This is a genomic window from Bifidobacterium saimiriisciurei, from assembly GCF_010667655.1.
Classification (GTDB): Bacteria; Actinomycetota; Actinomycetes; order Actinomycetales; family Bifidobacteriaceae; genus Galliscardovia; species Galliscardovia saimiriisciurei.
This window is the reverse complement of record NZ_WHZU01000001.1, coordinates 298,602-316,057: the sequence shown is the minus strand read 5'-3', so window position 1 is coordinate 316,057 and position 17,456 is coordinate 298,602. Positions and strand designations below refer to the sequence as shown.

13 protein-coding genes are annotated in these 17,456 nt (G+C 63.1%); 6 read left to right on the top strand and 7 right to left on the bottom strand.

What is annotated here, in order from left to right:
* Positions 1–232: 232 nt before the first annotated feature.
* The 6 genes from panD to coaBC form a co-directional block, all read right to left on the bottom strand.
* The gene (gene panD, locus GFD18_RS01145) at positions 233–616 is read right to left on the bottom strand and encodes an aspartate 1-decarboxylase (RefSeq protein WP_163200115.1); all 384 of its coding nucleotides are present in this window, start codon (positions 614–616) and stop codon (positions 233–235) included.
* A gap of 150 nt (positions 617–766) precedes the next feature.
* Positions 767–1,636, bottom strand: a complete 870-nt coding sequence (gene panC, locus GFD18_RS01140; protein WP_100509952.1) for a pantoate--beta-alanine ligase — start codon at positions 1,634–1,636, stop codon at positions 767–769.
* A gap of 98 nt (positions 1,637–1,734) precedes the next feature.
* Positions 1,735–2,562, bottom strand: coding sequence for a 3-methyl-2-oxobutanoate hydroxymethyltransferase (gene panB / locus GFD18_RS01135; protein ID WP_163200114.1), 828 nt, complete (start codon positions 2,560–2,562; stop codon positions 1,735–1,737).
* Between the two features lie 59 nt (positions 2,563–2,621).
* Positions 2,622–3,533: a Rossmann-like and DUF2520 domain-containing protein gene (locus GFD18_RS01130; RefSeq protein WP_163200113.1), complete on the bottom strand. Its 912-nt coding sequence runs from the start codon at positions 3,531–3,533 to the stop codon at positions 2,622–2,624.
* A complete protein-coding gene (locus tag GFD18_RS01125; RefSeq protein ID WP_163200112.1) occupies positions 3,530–4,327 on the bottom strand; it encodes a type III pantothenate kinase in 798 nt (265 codons plus the stop codon). The genes GFD18_RS01130 and GFD18_RS01125 overlap by 4 nt, the downstream gene beginning before the upstream one ends.
* A gap of 82 nt (positions 4,328–4,409) precedes the next feature.
* Positions 4,410–5,777, bottom strand: a complete 1,368-nt coding sequence (gene coaBC / locus GFD18_RS01120) for a bifunctional phosphopantothenoylcysteine decarboxylase/phosphopantothenate--cysteine ligase CoaBC (RefSeq protein ID WP_163200111.1) — start codon at positions 5,775–5,777, stop codon at positions 4,410–4,412.
* A 379-nt stretch (positions 5,778–6,156) separates the two neighbouring features.
* Between coaBC and GFD18_RS01115 the strand changes: the two genes are divergently transcribed.
* From GFD18_RS01115 to GFD18_RS01105, 3 genes are all read left to right on the top strand, one after another.
* Positions 6,157–6,936, top strand: coding sequence for an SDR family oxidoreductase (locus GFD18_RS01115; protein WP_163200110.1), 780 nt, complete (start codon positions 6,157–6,159; stop codon positions 6,934–6,936).
* Positions 6,937–7,001: 65 nt separating this feature from the next.
* Positions 7,002–7,331, top strand: coding sequence for a hypothetical protein (locus tag GFD18_RS01110; RefSeq protein WP_163200109.1), 330 nt, complete (start codon positions 7,002–7,004; stop codon positions 7,329–7,331).
* Between the two features lie 396 nt (positions 7,332–7,727).
* Entirely contained in the window at positions 7,728–8,741 is a 1,014-nt protein-coding gene (locus GFD18_RS01105; protein ID WP_163200108.1) for a LacI family DNA-binding transcriptional regulator, read from the top strand.
* A 96-nt stretch (positions 8,742–8,837) separates the two neighbouring features.
* Here GFD18_RS01105 and GFD18_RS01100 read toward each other — a convergent pair whose 3' ends face one another.
* Positions 8,838–12,047, bottom strand: coding sequence for a glycoside hydrolase family 2 TIM barrel-domain containing protein (locus GFD18_RS01100; protein WP_163200107.1), 3,210 nt, complete (start codon positions 12,045–12,047; stop codon positions 8,838–8,840).
* A 405-nt stretch (positions 12,048–12,452) separates the two neighbouring features.
* On the opposite strand from GFD18_RS01100, the gene GFD18_RS01095 reads away from it, so the two are divergent.
* From GFD18_RS01095 to GFD18_RS01085, 3 genes are all read left to right on the top strand, one after another.
* Entirely contained in the window at positions 12,453–13,973 is a 1,521-nt protein-coding gene (locus tag GFD18_RS01095; RefSeq protein ID WP_163200106.1) for a glycoside-pentoside-hexuronide (GPH):cation symporter, read from the top strand.
* Positions 13,974–14,852: 879 nt separating this feature from the next.
* Positions 14,853–15,881, top strand: coding sequence for a pyridoxal-phosphate dependent enzyme (locus tag GFD18_RS01090; protein WP_163200105.1), 1,029 nt, complete (start codon positions 14,853–14,855; stop codon positions 15,879–15,881).
* 234 nt (positions 15,882–16,115) lie between these two features.
* The gene (locus GFD18_RS01085; protein ID WP_163200104.1) at positions 16,116–17,285 is read left to right on the top strand and encodes a cystathionine gamma-synthase; all 1,170 of its coding nucleotides are present in this window, start codon (positions 16,116–16,118) and stop codon (positions 17,283–17,285) included.
* The last annotated feature ends 171 nt before the right edge of the window (positions 17,286–17,456 follow it).

Here is a 17,456-nt window from a genome sequence, read left to right as displayed (position 1 = left end):
AAACTTATGACGGGTTATCGAATCCCTTGCGTTTCGGTGCCTCGTCGGTATGCAGACATTATGGTAAGCGCTTACCGTTTTCTTTCATCATAGAGTCCGACGATATGGATGGCAAGCCGATGACGGTGTGATGTGTGGATTGCGGATTATGGATGTGAAGAGGACTTCCCCTTGGTCCGCTGTCGCGGATGGCTCCCCTCGAGGAGGGGAGCCAGGGGGATTGCACGGGGTCCTAGGCGATCTGGCCGTGCTTCTCGTAATTGGTCACGCGCGTGGCGTGGTTCTTCCCGTCGACGAACACGACCTTCGGCTTGTGCGTCCTGGCCTCCTCGGCGTCCATCTGGCAATAGCACATGATGATGGCGGTGTCGCCGGGGTCGAAGAAGTGGGCTGCGGCGCCGTTGAGGCAGATGATGCCGCTGCCGGGCTCTCCGGCGATCGTGTAGGTTTCGAGGCGCTGGCCGTTGTTCACGTTCACGACGGCGACTTTCTCGTATTCGAGGATGCCGGCGGCGTCGAGCAGTTCGGAGTCGACGGTGATGGAGCCGACGTAGTCGAGACGCGCCTCGGTGACGGTGACGCGATGGATCTTGCCCTTGAGCATATTGAGCTGCATGATTGTTTCCTTGATTGAAGTTGTGGAATTGATGGGCTCCCCTCATCCCGCTTCGCGGACGGCTGGTCTCGGTTGCGAGGGGAGCCGAATATGGCGGGGAGCCGAAGGGGGCGAATCGTCCGATGGCCTCAGTGGAAGACCATCGGGGACTCAGTGGAGTTCGGGGTAGAAGAAGTTGTCGATCAGGCGGGTCTTGCCGATGCGTACGGCGATGGCGACGAGCACGGGCTGGTCGAGCGTGGCGACGGGGTGCACGTTCTCGAGGTCCACCACCTCAACATACTCCGGGTCGGCGAGCGGTTCGGTGGCCAGCACCTCGCGCACCTTGGCCTTGATGGCCTCGGCGCTCTTCTCGCCCGACTCGGCCAGCTCGCGGCCGGCCTCCAGCGCCTTGTGCAGGATCGGTGCGGCGGCGCGCTGCTCGGCGTTCAGGTACGTGTTGCGCGAGCTCTTGGCCAGGCCGTCGGCCTCGCGGATGATCGGGCAGCCGATGATCTCGATGTCGAAGTTGAGGTCGCGTACCATGCGCTTGATGACCAGCAGCTGCTGCGCGTCCTTCTGGCCGAAGTAGGCGCGGTTCGGCGTCACGATGTTGAACAGCTTGGCGACCACCGTGCACACGCCGCCGAAGTGCACCGGACGGCTCTTGCCGCACAGCTCCTCGGTGATCGTGGCCATGGTGATGGCGGTGGTGCGGTTCGGGTAGTACATCTCCTCGGGGGACGGGTTGAACAGCAGGTTCGCGCCGGCGCCGGAGACGAGCTTGGAATCGCGGTCGAGGTCGCGCGGGTAGGCCTCGAGGTCCTCGTTCGGTCCGAACTGCACGGGGTTGACGAAGTCGGAGACGACCACACGGTCGTTGTCGGCCACGGCACGCTCGATAAGGCTCCTGTGGCCCTCGTGCAGGAAGCCCATGGTCGGCACGAGGCCGACGGACAGGCCCTGGGCCTTCCAGGCCTTGACCTGCTCGCGCACCTCGGCGATGGTGTGGACGACGGCGAATTCACTGGTTTCAGTCATGATGATTACCTCTTATGGTGTGAATATTGCGTTATATACGTTGATTTCATTACCTCCTCCGACAGGAGGAGGCGGTATGGCGGTCGATGCCGGGCTCGCTACTTGAGTTCGGCGAGGATCTCCTCGTTCATCGCGAAGCCCTCCTTGGCGTTGTCGGGGAAGGCACCGGACTTGACGTCCTTGATGTAGCTGCCGAACGCCTCTCGCATCTGCGTGCCGATCTCGGCATAGTGGCGCACGAACTTCGTCTTCATCTCTCCGTACATGTTGAGCAGATCCTGGTAGACGAGGATCTGGCCGTCGGTCACATCGCCCGCGCCGATGCCGATCGTCGGGATGGAAAGCTCCTCGGTGATCTTCTTGGCGAGCAACGTGGGAATGCCCTCAAGCACCACGGCGAAGGCGCCGGCGTCCTCGATGGCGCGCGCGTCGTCGAGGATCTGCTGCGCTGTCTTGACGTTCTTGCCCTGCACTTTGAAGCCGCCGAACGCGTTCACCGACTGCGGGGTGAGGCCCAGATGCGCCATCACGGGGATGGACGCGGTCACGATGGCCCTGATCTGGTCGTGGAACGCCACGCCGCCCTCGAGCTTGACGGCCTGGGCGCCGCCCTCCTTGACGAGGCGTCCCGCGTTCTCCACGGCCTGGTCCACGGTGTGGTAGGCCATGAACGGCAGGTCCACCACCACGAGCGCGTTCTTCGCGCCGCGCGTCACGCACTTGGCGTGATGGATCATGTCCTCCATCGTCACCGGCAGCGTGGAGTCGTAGCCGAGCATGACCATGCCCAGCGAATCGCCGACGAGGATGCCGTCGATGCCGGATTCGTCAAGCAGCTTGGCCGTCGTGTAGTCGTAGGCGGTGAGCATCGAAAGCTTCTCGCCGCTCTCCTTGGCCGCACGGAACGTTACCGCAGTGTGCTTCATTGTTGGTTATCCTTTCGTTGGTCGCGGTCGGCCGGGCCGATCCACGCCTGTTTTACTTGTTATTCGGTTATGGGTGAAAGTATCGTTCGCAGCCCGTCGTAGTCGCGATTGGGGTTCTTCGCGGCGGCGATGTCGATCAGCGCCTGCGAAAGCGGCCGGTATACGGCCAGCGCATCGTCCGGAAGCGCCTTGAGATGCGCCTCGACGGTGCCGGCGTCCGCACGCTCGACGGGGCCTGTAAGCGCCGCCTTCGCGCCGCGCTCGCAGAAGGAGTCCGCGTTGTGGCGAATCATCGCCGACAACGCCTCGCGGGCGTCGGATTCGCCGAATCCGCACGACCGCAGCGTCTCCACCGCCTGATTCCACAAGGCGATGGGCAGGTTGCTCGCCATGACCGCCGCCGCATGGTAACGCGTCTTGCTGTCGGCCTCCATCGTCCGGTTTGGGTTGCCGAGCGATGCAAGCAGCTGTGACATCGCCTCGGTGACCCGCGCATCGCCCTCCAGTGCGAAGAACGCGCCGGCGAGCTGGTCTCGGCCGTCGGTCGGGAAGCGCTCGCTCACCGCCTGCATCGGATGCATCGAGAACGCGGAGACTCCGGCCTCGTCACTGCCGTCGAACACCCGGGACGACAGGCATCCGCTGCAGTGGCCGATGGCCATGCCGCTGACCGCATCTTCGGGCAGGTCGCGCAGGTCATGCCATACGCCGGCGATGGCGTCGTCCGGCGTGGTGACGATGAGCATGTCGCTCAGTTCCACGGCCGACATCAGCGACGGGAACGCGACGGCGGCCGTCGTCGCGTCAAAATCGGCCGCCTGGCGCGCGGCCGCATTCAACGCGTCCGCCGCGGCCTGCGATGACGTCATCGAACGACTGCAGTAGCCGCTGACGGTGACGGACGCCGACCCGCGAAGATGCGCGCCGAGTGCGCATCCCACCTTGCCCGCGCCGACGAATCCGATCCTCATGACCGGCGTCCCTTTCCTCGCGCGCCCTGCTTCTGAAGACGGGCGTAGATGATGGCCAGGCCCTTGAAGATGAGCTGACGGTCGTAGACGTCGATGGAGTCGGTGGCGTTGTACAGCACGCGTCCGAGACCACCGGTCGCCACGACCTTGAAATCATGGCCGATCTCCTTGCGGAACTGGGCGATCGTGTACTCCACGCCGCCGAGATACTGGTAGTAGATGCCGGCCTGCATGGCCGTCTTCGTGTTCGTCGCCAGGATCGTCTCCGGCTGCTCGATCTCGATTTCCGGCAGCTGGGCCGTATGGCTCCACAGCGAGTTCGCGCTGGTCTCCAGTCCGACGCCGATCACGCCGGCGCTGAACGTGCCGTTCTCGTCCACGTAGTCGTAGGTCGTGGCCGTGCCGAAATCGATGACCAGCACCGGGCCGCCATACAGGTAGTAGGCGCCGGCGCAGTCCGCGATGCGGTCCGCGCCCACGGTCTTCGGGTCGTCCAGCCGCAGATTGATGCCGCAGCGGATGCCCGGCCCGATGATGATGGGATCGAGGTCGAGGAACTTCTTGATGCTCGAACGGAACGCGTACATGACCTTCGGCACCACGGAGGAGATGATGACGTCATCGACCTCCTCGGGGCGGATATGCGACATCGTCATGAACGTCGAAAGCATCATCGCGTATTCGTCGCTCGTGCGACGGGTCTTCGTCGTCAGACGATACGTGCCGATGATGTCGTCGCCGTCGATGAATCCGATGACGATGTTCGTGTTGCCGATGTCCACGGCGATCAGCATGGTCTTCCTCTCTCTTCCCAGTGCCTGTCTCAGGTTCTTCTCTTCGTATGAATTCGTATGATTCCGTGCTTTCGCGCGTCTGTCAGGCCGCCTGCGGCACGCCCGCCTTGCGCAGCGCGGCGAGCCGGCCGAGGATCAGCCTCGCCAGGTCGGTCTTGGGCATCTGGCCGATGCGTTCGATGTCGGCGATGCTGTGGTCGTGCTCCACGTCGTCGGGCGGGGTGAGAATCGTCACCACGTTCGTATCGGTGGCGAATCCGGCGCCGGGGTCGCGCAGGTTGTTGGCCACCAGCATGTCGCAGTGCTTCTCGGCGAGCTTCTTCGCCGCGTTCTCCACCAGATGCTCGGTCTCCATGGCGAACCCGCACAGCACCTGCGAGCCGTCGTCGCGCTTGTGCTCGCCGGCCCATGCGAGGATGTCCGGGTTCGAGACGAGCTCCAGCGTAAGGGTGGTGCGCCCATGCTTCTTGATCTTCTGCGGGCTGGCGGTCTCGGCGCGGAAGTCGCCGACCGCGGCGGCCATCACCGTCACGTCGGTGGCGTCAAAGCGCTCGCTGACGGCGGCGAACATGTCACGTGCGGTCGTCACATCCACCACGTCCACGCCTTCGGGGGCCTCGAGGCTCACGGGGCCGGAGACCAGCGTCACATGCGCGCCCATATCGCGGGCGGCGGCGGCGAGGGCGTAGCCCATCTTGCCGGTGGAATGGTTGGTCAGGTATCGCACCGGGTCGAGCGGCTCCTGCGTGGGGCCGGCGGTCACCAGCACGTTCAGGCCCTTGAGCGGCTGATCGGCGTGGCCATCACCGGTCGCGGCCGGAGCGGGCGTCGTCGCATCGGTGGCGGCGTCGTTTTCGGCGAGCAGCGCGTCGATGGCCTTCTCGATGTCCTCCGGCTCGGCGAGACGTCCCTTGCCGACGTCCTGGCAGGCCAGCAGACCCGACGTGGGGTCGACGAAACGGAAGCCGAGCTCACGGCATTCGGCGATGTTGCGCTGCGTGGCCGGGTTCTCGTACATATGCACGTTCATCGCCGGGCACACCAGCTTCGGGCAGGTGGCGGCGAGCGTCGTGCTCGTCAGATAGTCGTCGGCGATGCCGGACGCGAACTTCGCGATGACGTTCGCCGTGGCCGGCGCGATGACCACGACATCGGCCCACTTGGCGTCCTCGATATGGCTGACGCCCACGCGCGCCTCGCCGAACTCGTCGGTGTAGGTGGCGTATTCGGCGGCCGGGAACATGGCCGTGCGCGTGGCGGTGTGCGTGAGGGAGTCGAAGGTGACGGGGCCCACGAACTTCGTGGCCGAGGCCGTCATCATCACACGGACCTCATGGCCGTGCTTGGTGAGGTTCGATGCCAGCTGGCACGCCTTGAACGCGGCTATGGAGCCGGTGACGCCCAGAAGAATATGACGCGGACGGGTGCCGCTGCTGTGATTGGCGCTCATTACGCTGCCTCCATACGATACGGCGAAATCACCCTACGGTGGGCCGCCAGTTCGTCAGTCTCTGCGGGAAGTCCCCGTCAAAGCCGATACAAGTCTAATGATCGCGGGGCCGATGCCGCCACTTCATGCCAACAATTGCCGATGTAATCTTCCTCACACCCGGCGTCCGCGTCATTCCTGCGATGCGCGACTGCATGTGACCGTGAACAACTTTCCCGCAAACGCTGGCAACCGATGACGCCTTCCAACCGCAACGATATACAGTGATGATTACCTTCCGGCAGAGGCGCTTTCGGAGGGGAAAGTAACATTATTCGGTTTCGTTTATCGGTATTCACAATGATGGTGGCGGATTCGGAATCGGTGAAAGGACGGAAACATGGGCGTTTATGTCATCACAGGCGCGTCAAGCGGCATCGGTGCCAAGACCGCGGAGATTCTGAGGAAGCACGGCCATGAGGTCGTCAACATCGATTTGAAGGACGGCGACATCAGCGCGAACCTCGCCACCAAGGAAGGCCGCCAGTTCGCGCTCAACGCGCTGCACGAGCAGTACCCCGACGGCATCGACGGCATGATCTGCAACGCCGGCGTCGCCGGAGGCCGTGCGCCGATTCCGCTGATCGTATCCCTGAACTACTTCGGCGCCACCGTGATGGCCGAAGGCGTGTTCGACCTGCTGAAGAAGAAGCACGGCAGCTGCACCGTGACCTCCTCCAACTCCATCGCACACGGCGACGCCCGCATGGACGTCGTCGGTATGCTCAACAACAACCCCGACGAGGCGCGCATCGTCAACCTGGTCAAGGACTACGACCCCGCCGGCGGCCACGCCTTCTACGCGGCCACCAAGTACGCGCTCGCCCGCTGGGCCCGTCGCATGAGCGCCCAGTGGGGCGCCTCCGGCGTGCGCCTCAACGCGGTGGCCCCCGGCAACGTGCGCACCGCCATGACCGACAATCTCCTGCCCGAGCAGCGCGTGGCCATGGAGGCCATCCAGGTTCCCACCCACTACGGCGACGAACCGCTCATGGACCCGGAGGAGGTCGCCAACGTGATCGCCTTCGTCGCATCCCCCGAGGCGCGCGGCCTCAACGGCGTGGTGCTCTTCGCCGACGGCGGCACCGACGCCCTGCTGCATTCCGAGAAGGTCTACTAAAGACCGGTCCCGCGCGTTCGCGCATTACGATTCGCTAAGCTTTCCAGACAGGAGCACACACCGTTATGATTATCGACGATTACATCAAGGCGCTGCAGAACAAGGACTACGAGGCGCTTTCCGCCTGCTTCGCCGAACGCAGCCGCATGTTCGACTACTGCCCGTCGCTGGTGGGGCGCGAGAACACGTTCCTCTTTGGCGACAAGGCCATCGACATGTACTTCCACAACCAGTTCGTCATCGGCGGATTCTCCGTGGAGGACCCCCATGTGGTGAACAGCCGCACCGTCAACTTCTACGCCAACTACGCCGGCACCATCATCCACGCGCTGGCGCAGATCGAGAACGTGGACGACGCCGGCAAGATCCAGGAGCTCGTCATCCGCCCCGCATAGCACTCCGAGGGCCGATATGCGTTTCGTGACACACTCAAGGCCGTTCGGCCGGGAGGCTTCGCCTCCCAAGCTTACGGTTGCGAAACGCATATCGGCCCTTTCTCGTTAGGGTGTGCAATTGCAAGACGCACTCCATCCTCCGGTTTTCGTTTAAGGGTTGCATTCCCGTTCGTTGTGGAAACTACAACGGATGGGAATCAGGTGACCATTACGGTTCCTGTTCGTCGCGCCTCATCGAACGAATGGGAACCGAACGTTGGGCGGGATTCCTGTTTGTCGTGAAGTATTTGACGGACGGGAACCGGGTGGTCGTTACGGTTCCTGTTCGTTCATGATTCCGTGCGTTATACTCGTTTAGTAAATTGTTTACTAAACGATATGCATTGGAGCTGCGGCATGGTCACCATCAAGGAAATCGCCAGGAAGGCGGGATACTCCCAGGCCACGGTCTCGCGTCTGCTCAACGGCGACCCGACGCTGTCCATCAAGGAGGAGACGCGACGCCGCATCATCCAGGTGAGCGAGGAACTCGGCTATGCCACGCAATCCAAGCGCATCGCGTTGCCCCGCGAAGTGGCCGTGCTCGACGTCATCGACCCCGGCGACCACTTGCAGGACGCCTACTTCAACGAGCTGCGTGAGGTGCTGCGGTCCAGCGCCGAACGGCACCATATGAACGTGACGTTCATCACCGATGTGGAGCGGCTCATCGCCGAGGGCGGGCATTATGACGGGTTCATCGCCATAGGCGCCGAGGTCGTCGACAACGGCGCCCTGCGCCGTCTGCACGACGTGCTGCCCTATGGCGTGTTCATCGACACGAACCCCGCGCCCAATCTGTTCGACTCCGTCCGGCCGGATCTTTCCCAGACGATTCTTGACGCCTTGGACGAATGCGTCGCCGCCGGCATGACTCGTATCGGCTATATCGGCGGAACCGGCCGCATCATGGGCATGCATGAATATCCCGAGGACCTGCGGTTGCTGGCGTTCCGTAATTGGGCGACACGTTTGGGCCTCGACACCGAGGGACTCGTCTACATCGACGGGCCGTTCAATGTGTCGAGCGGGCAGCGGCTCGGCGAACGCATCGTCGAGGAGCGCCATGGAGCCATGCCCGACGTGTTCATCGTGGCGGCGGACGTCATCGCCGTCGGCGTGCTGCAGGCGTTCAACGCGGCCGGCGTGCTGGTGCCGCGTGACGTGAGCCTCATCAGCATCAACAACCAGCCGATTTCTCAATACACGTCACCGGCATTGAGCACCTACGCCATCGACCAGGGCGAACTTGTGCGCGCCGCCATTGATACGCTCGCCGACGCCATCGCCAGCAAACGCACGGTACGGCATCATATGCTGCTCTCCACCACGCTCGTCGAACGCGGCAGCTTCATACGCGGCGGAAAGTGAGGGTGTTCGGCTCCCCTTGTCGAGGGGAGCCGTCTGCGTAGTCGGCTGAGGAGAGGCTGGCTACGGGGTCGTGCTCAGCCCCCCTCGGATCGCCTGCTACAGCAGCTCGATGGCCACGTCGAGCGTGAGCGGCTTGGCGGCGTCGAGCTGGAACCGGTCGTGCACGGGCGCGCCCCACGAGTCGTCACCGCCGACGCCCATCTGGGCGGCGAGCAGACGTAGGAACGTGTGGCGCGGCGCGGGCAGCTCGTCCTGATGACGCGCCTCCTCGAGCATCAGCGTGGAGTAGGGGAGCAGGCTGGCGCAGAACGTGTCGGAGCCCGACCGGCTCACCTTCATGCCGTGGCCGTACTCATCGGTGACCTCCAACCAACGCACGTCCTCATGGTTGCCGGTCTCCTGCGGCACCAGATACGGCGCCGCGGAATCGGGCGCCGTGGTCTCATAGACGCCCAGCTTGCCGCCGATCTTGCGGTCGAGATACGTCTCGTCCGGTCCAAGGCCGTAGAACCGCAGGTTCGTGTACTGTGCGGGCAGCATCCACTCCAGGCCGAACGCCGGCAGGGTCGGCGCATCCACGCCGCCGGGGTAGGAGGCGGTCAGATGCACGCGGCCGTTGGCGTCCGCCTCGTAGCGCACGGTCACGCGGGTGCGGTTCGGCTCCGCCAGCTCGTATGCGTATTCGGCGGCGATGCCATGCTCCGAGGTCTCGAACCTCGTATCGGCCACACGGGCGTAACGCCCCGCGCCGAACCACTGCGCCCGGTCGAATCCGCTGCCATTGCCACGGTCGTTGTCGGTCAACGGGCGGAACGTGACGATATCCGGTCGACGGATGACCATTTCGCGGCCGCCCCGACGCAACGACACCATGCCGCCCTGCGTGCGAGAAAGCAGCACCTCGAAGTCGGCGCCCCCTGCCGCGCCGGTGCCGGTGCCGTGAATGCCGAGATTCCAGCGGCCGTCGACGACCACGGCCTTGCCGCCGGCCTTCGTTGCGCCCGCGTCCGCGATGCCATCGCCGCCAGTCGTGCCGTCTGACGCCACTGCCGCCGTATGCTGGCCGAACGTCAGCTCATAGCCGGCGTCCGCCCATGGGGTCGCATGGCGCAGTCGCTGGTCGACCTCATACGTCACCTCCACGCTTCCGCCGGCCGCGTTCGCATATTCCGCAGCGTCGGGAAACGCGACGTCGAATCGGCGGGTTTCGCCGGCCGGCACGACGAAATCGTAATCCGCACTCCAGCGCTCGACGCCGTCCACCAGCAGGCGGGCCGTGAACACGGAATCGGAAGTGTCGATAAACAGGTTCCCGTTCGTGATCGTCACGCCCGAATCATCCGGCACAATCTTCACGTTCGCATACAGCTGCCTGACCTCCTGCGCCTTGGGAGAGACGGTGCGGTCGGCGAACACGATGCCGTCGCCGGAGAACTCGTAGTCGTGCGGCCGGTCATCCCAATCGCCGCCGTAGGTGAGACGCTCCGTTCCGTCGCCGAGCCGCTGCCACAGGGCCTGGTCGATATAATCCCAGATGAATCCGCCCTGATAATGCGGATAACGCTCCAAATCCGTGTACAGCTGCATGCCGCCGACGGAATTGCCCATCGCATGCATGTATTCGCAGGAGATATACGGCTTCTTCGGGTCGTTCGCAAGATATTCCTCGATTTCGGCCGGCTTGGCATACATGCGGCTTTCGATGTCGGAGGCCGCATCGAATTCACGGTTCCAATACACGCCCTCGTAATGCACCGGTCGCACGCCGTCGAGTTCATGCACCAGGTCGTGCATGGCCTGGAACACCTCGCCGGCATACGATTCGTTGCCCAGCGACCAGATGACCACGCTCGGATGGTTGAAGTCACGGCGGATCATCGAGTTCACGCGATCGAGGCAGGCTCCTTCCCATTCCGGCTTGCTGCCCGGAACATTGGTCTCGGGCGTCACCTGATCGCCGGGGGCTGACCAGGTGCCATGCGTCTCGATGTTCGTCTCGTCGATGAGATAGATGCCGTATTCGTCGCACAGCTCGTACCAGCGGCTCTGATTCGGATAGTGCGATGTGCGCACGGCGTTGAGATTATGCCGCTTGAGGAAGCGGACGTCCCATAGCATGTCCTCCTCGGTGACGGCGCGGCCACGGCGGGCGTCGAACTCGTGACGGTCCACGCCCTTGAACACGATGCGTTTGCCATTGAGCTTCATGAGGCCGTCTTCGATGGCGAACCGGCGGAATCCGATGCGGGTCCGCGACACTTCGATGATGTCGTCGACCGTATCGTTCAACGGACCGTTGAGCGTGAGGGAAAGCGTATACAACCTCGGATCCTCGGCGCTCCACGGGGCGACCTTGCCCACGCCGTCCCTGATGTGCAGTGTGCCGTCGATGATGTCCGCGGCGGTGAACTCCTGCCTCCGGATGACGGTGCCGTTGCCGTCGAAGATTTCGGCGAGGCCGTCCCCGACCGCTGCGGCGTTGGCGATCCGCGCGGCGACGTCGATCGAGCCCGTCCCGGTCGTGTGGTCGTAGTCGGCGACGGCACGCAGGTCCATGACGTGGGCCTCGGGCCATGCGGTGAGCTCAACGCTGCGGAACAGGCCGTGCAGACGCCAATAGTCCTGATCCTCCAGCCAGCTGGCGCTCGCGTATTCGTAGCAGGCCACCGCCAGCACGTTGCGGCCTTCTCGGATCATGTCGGAGACGTCGAACTCGCTGGGGGTGAAGGAGTCCTCGGCGTAGCCGACGAACGTGCCGTTCAGCCATACGTAGATTGCGGTCTGCGCGCCCTGGAACGTAAGCGTCACCGTGCGGTGCCCGCGGATCGCCGCGGCGGTCTCGGGACCTGTCATGAATTCGCGACGATACAGCGCCACATGGTTATGTTCCGGCACGGCAGGCGCTGTCGGGTTCTCGTGGCCGTCCCACGGGTACTGGATGTTCACGTACTTCGGCGGCAGATATCCGGCCGTCTCCAGATGTCCCGGCACGGCGATGGCGCCGAAGGCCTCGTCATTGAAGTCGACGGCGGCGAAGGCGGGGGAGTCGGCAACGTCGAACCGCTCCGTCGCGGCGTCGATGACGTTCACGTGCCATTCGCCGTCAAGGCTCTGCTTCAGAGTCATCGACTCGTTCGGCAGCGGCGCGTGGTCGAAGAAACGATGGTCGGAGTGGGCGGGCATGCGATTGACCGCAAACACCTGCGGATCGGTGAGCCAGTCGGCCGACGCCTCCGCGGCCTTGCCGATGACGATATGTTGCTGTAATTCGGTGCCGGACTTGGTGGTGGATTCCGTGGTGCTCATGATTTCGCCTTCCTGATGCTCATCGCGTCATTGCCAATGATAATCGCATTAAGTAATGCAATAGGTAAGAGTTAGTAAAACTCTTTACTAAAACCATAGCGTAGATTTCATGATGCTGCAACTGCGGTGCGGGTGTATTGAAGCTTGCGGCGGCTTGGAGATTGATGCTTTGGTGGTGGCGACGTTGTATGTGTGTTGAAATTCTTCGTATTTGACGCGTTGGAATCGCTGATTTCGATTGTTTCCGACACGCCGTTATTTACTGAAATAAGTAATGAATTTTACTTTTTATCAGTAATGAAATACACTTCATGACTGTCGGGTCAACGAATGACCTCCTCGTCACCTTTCCCCACAACAACCAGCATGACGTCATCGCCATGGCCTCCAACGAAAAGAGCAATCATGGAACAGGCAACGCAATCCCAAACGGCCCAATCCAAGTCGACGCAACCCGATTCGCCGCAACCCAAGACCCGAAACATCGGCCGACGCATCTGCTACGCGGTCGGCAACCTCGGTCAGGCCGCGTTCTACAACGCCCTGAGCACCTACTTCGTCGTCTACGTGACCAGCACCATGTTCGCCGGCGTCGACAAGGCGCTCGCCGCCAAGCTCATCGGCATCATCACCGGTCTCATCGTCATCATCCGCATCGCCGAGATCTTCCTCGACCCGCTGCTCGGCAACCTCATCGACAACACCACCACACGGTTCGGCCGCTTCCGCCCATGGCAGGTCATCGGCGGCTGCGTCTCCGCGCTGCTGCTCGCCCTCGTCTACACCGGCCTGTTCGACCTCGTCAACGTGAGCGAGACGTGGTTCATCGTGCTGTTCGTCGTCGTGTTCGTGGTCCTCGACGTGCTTTACTCGCTGCGTGACATCTCCTACTGGGGCATGATCCCCGCCCTGTCCGAGGATTCACACGAGCGCAGCGTCTACGCCGCGCTCGGTTCGTTCACCGGTTCCATCGGCTACAACGGCATCACCGTCGTCGTCATCCCCATCGTCACCTACTTCAGCTACGTGTTCACCGGCTCCCACGCCGAAAGCCAGGCCGGCTGGACCGCCTTCGGCGTCATCGTGGCCCTGCTCGGCATCATCACCGCGCTCACCGTGGCGTTCGGCACCAAGGAGAACGAAAGCGCGCTGCGTTCCAAGGCCCAGAAGAACGGCAGCCCGCTGCAGGCATTCGCCGCGCTCGCCAGGAACGACCAGCTGCTGTGGGTGGCGCTGAGCTACCTGCTGTACGCCATCGCCAACGTGGCCACCACCGGCGTGCTGCTCTACCTGTTCAAATTCGTGCTCGGCCAGCCGGCCGCATTCTCCATCGCCGGCGTCATCCCCATCATCACCGGACTCGTCGCCGCGCCGCTCTACCCGGTCCTCAACCGCTACATTCCGCGCCGCTACCTGTATCTTGCAGGCATGGTGTTCATGATCGCCGGCTACGTCATGTTCATCATCGGCGCACAGAGCCTCACGATGGTCATCATCGCGCTCGTGCTGTTCTACATCCCCGGCACGTTCATCCAGATGACCGCCATCCTCTCGCTCACCGACTCCATCGAATACGGCCAGCTCAAGACAGGCCGCCGCAACGAGGCCGTGACCCTCTCCGTGCGCCCGATGCTCGACAAGATCGCCGGTGCGTTCTCCAACGGCATCGTCGGATTCATCGCCGTGGCCGCCGGCATGGTCGGCACCGCCACCGCGGCCGACATGACCGCCGCCAACATCCGCACCTTCAAGATGTTCGCCTTCTATACGCCGCTCGCGCTCATCGTCGCCAGCCTGCTCGTCTTCATGTTCACCGTGAAGATTGACGAAAAAATGCACGCGCGGATCGTCGAGGAACTCGAAGCCAAGCTCGCCAGCGGCGAGATCGCGGAGGACGACGCCTCGCCGATGAACGACGCCGCATAATCCACCAAAACGCATCGCCGTCCATGAATCCCGCCGATGTTGATGGACGACGATGCAAAACCCACGAAACTGTGTCGTCGTCCACGGGAATCCCGTCGTTTCCGATGGACGACGCCGCAAAACCACGAAAATGCATCGTCGTCCATCATGATTCGGAATTCGATTCCCTGAAAACCGCATGATTCCAACGATGATGATTTCCGATTCATGAATTTCCGATGGACGGCGGTGTATTTTCCCGAAAAATCGCCGTCGTCCATGAAAAACCATCCGATTCTCATGGACGATGCCGCATTTTCGTCGATATGCGCCGCCGTCCATCGACGTGCCGACGACTATCGGTCATGTGTGGTGCAAGTCCCACGCAAAAGACGGCGAAGACAGCGGACGAACCGCGCCGGCGGGGTTGAAACGTGATGTTTCGACACGCCGGCGCGATTGCGTGTGCTACTGTTTGAGCCATGACGTTCATTTCCTGTTGTTGTCGCTAGCCGCCGCCCCGAGGCACGAGGCATCCGCGCATTGGTCGCGCGAATCGTGCGGGCGCTGGTCAGTGACGCATAACTGGAAATAGGACGATTCTTCTTCCTGGAATCCCAAACGAAAATCCTCACGGTCCTGTCATATCCGATTGACGAAAGTTTCCCGTGAAACGGCGAAAACCATACGGATTCGGCAATCTCGAACAGGCTAGCGGATTTATCTATAACGACACCACGGGATTCACGGGAAATCTCAACCGAACGGAAACCGGCATCCGGTATCGTCTCATTCCAGTACCGCATTGCACCAGCGCCGAAGGGGCGGCGGCTGGCCACGAACGCAACGCAACGAACGCAAGCAGTACTTGGAACCCAGCACTTCGAAGGGATATGAGACATGACCATCGCCAACTCCATCACCGAACTCGTCGGTAACACCCCGCTCGTCAAGCTCAACCGCGTGACCGAAGGCATCGACGCCACCATCGCGGTCAAGGTGGAATACATGAACCCCGGCGGCTCATCCAAGGACCGCATAGCCGCGCGCATCATCGACGCGGCCGAGAAATCCGGCCAGCTCAAGCCCGGCGGCACCATCGTCGAGCCCACCAGCGGCAACACCGGCGTCGGCCTCGCGCTCGTCGCCCAGCAGCGCGGCTACCACGCGATTTTCACCCTGCCCGACAAGGTCTCCGAAGACAAGCGCGCAGTGCTGCGTGCCTACGGCGCCGAAGTCATCGTCACGCCCACCGACGCCGGCCCCGGCGACCCAAGGTCGTATTACGACGTCTCCGACCGTCTCGCCCGCGAGATCCCCGGCGCGTTCAAGCCCAACCAGTACGACAACCCCAACGGACCCTTGAGCCACTACTACACCACCGGTCCCGAGATCTGGGAGCAGACCGACCATACGGTCACGCACTACGTGGCCGGCATCGGCACCGGCGGCACCATCTCCGGCGCCGGCAAGTACCTCAAGGAGGTCTCCGACGGCGCCGTGACCGTGGTCGGCTCCGACCCGGAAGGCTCCATCTACTCGGCCTCCAGCCCCGACGAGGTCCACCAGTACAAGATCGAAGGCGTGGGCGAGGACTTCTATCCCAAGGCATACGACCCGAGCGTCGTCGACGAGGTCGTGCAGGTCAACGACGCCGAGGCATTCGAGATGACCCGCCGCCTCGCCGCCGAAGAGGGGCTGCTCGTCGGCGGTTCCTCCGGTATGGCGGTCGTCTCCGCAATCAAGTACGCCAAGGAGCACAAGCTCGGCAAGGACGCGGTCGTCGTGGTGCTGCTGCCCGACTCGGGACGCAGCTACCTCGGCAAGATCTTCAATGACCAGTGGATGATCGACAACGGCTTCGAGGACGTCGTCAGGCGCACCTCCCGTCCCAGCTCCATTCCCGCGACCTCTCCCTCCCAGGACTGACGGTGAAGGAGATTGTATCCCTCGCGCAGGGAGGACGATGTCTGTTCCGCGACCGTAAGCTAACGAAGGTGTCTGCTAGGCTCCGCCAAGCAGACACCGGAGTGGCGGCCGAACGGCCTTGAGTGTGTCGCGGAATGGACATCGTCCGACCGGCACACCTGGCTGACATCACGCAAACCGTAAACAGCAAAATAGATAACCAACCACAACTACAGATATAAAGGAAACATCCCCATGACCATTGACTTCACCGCCACCCAGCTCGCCACCCGCGCCATCCACGCCGGCCAGGAGCCCGACGCCACCACCGGCGCCGTCGTCCCGCCGCTGTACCTGACGTCCACCTACAAGCAGGACGGCGTCGGCAACCTGCGTAAGGGCTACGACTACACGCGTTCCGGCAACCCGACCCGCGACTCGTTCGACACCCAGCTCGCCGCCATCGAGGGCGGCAGGTACGCGCTCGCGTTCTCCTCGGGCCTTGCCGCCATCGACGTGCTGCTGCGCTCCACCCTGAAGCCCGGCGACCGCATCCTGCTCGGCGACGACGTGTACGGCGGCACCTACCGACTGCTGAGCAAGGTGTTCGTGCCGTGGGGCGTCGGCCTCGACGTGGTCGACATCTCGAACGTCGACGCCGTCAAGGAGGCGCTTGCCGCCAACGACTACGCCTACATCTGGGTGGAGACCCCGTCGAACCCGATGCTGCGCATCACCGACGTGGAGGCCGTCTCCGCGCTCGCCCACGAGCACGGCACCAAGGTGGTCGTCGACAACACGTTCGCCTCGCCGGTGCTCCAGCACCCGCTCGAACTCGGCGCCGATCATGTGGTCTACTCCACCACGAAGTACATCGGCGGCCACTCCGACGTGGTCGGCGGCGCCATCGTCACCAACGACGAGGAGACGCGCGACGCCGTGGCCTTCCTGCAGAACTCCGCCGGCGCCGTGCCCGCCCCGTTCGACTCCTGGCTGCAGACCCGAGGCCTCAAGACCCTCGAGCTGCGCGTGAAGCGCCACAGCGCCAACGCGCTCGCCGTGGCCGAGCACCTCGCCGGCCTGCCCGAGGTGGAGAAGGTGCTGTACCCGGGCCTCGAATCGCATCCGGGCCACGACATCGCCGTCCGTCAGATGCACGGCGGCTTCGGCGGCGTGGTCTCCGTGCAGCTCGCCGGCGGTCGTGACGCGGCGCTGAAGTTCGCCGAATCCACCGAGATCTTCACGCTGGCCGAATCGCTCGGCGGCGTGGAATCGCTCATCGAGCACCCGGCCGCCATGACCCACGCCTCCGTGGCCGGCACCACGCTGCAGGTGCCCGACAACCTCATCCGCCTCTCCGTGGGCATCGAGAACGTCGACGACCTGATCGCCGACCTCGACCAGGCCCTCGAACGCGCGAAGTAAGGTCTTGTGGATTCACTCTTTTCAGGGGATGGGAAAGAGTGAATCCGCAGGTGTCCAAAAGCGCACATGCTCAGCCGTTTTGCAGGTTGAGCATGTGCGCTTTGGCGTTTTGCGAACAACGATCCGTTCGCTCTTCGCGGGGTTTGGAAAAGAGTGAACGGGGAGCCCGCT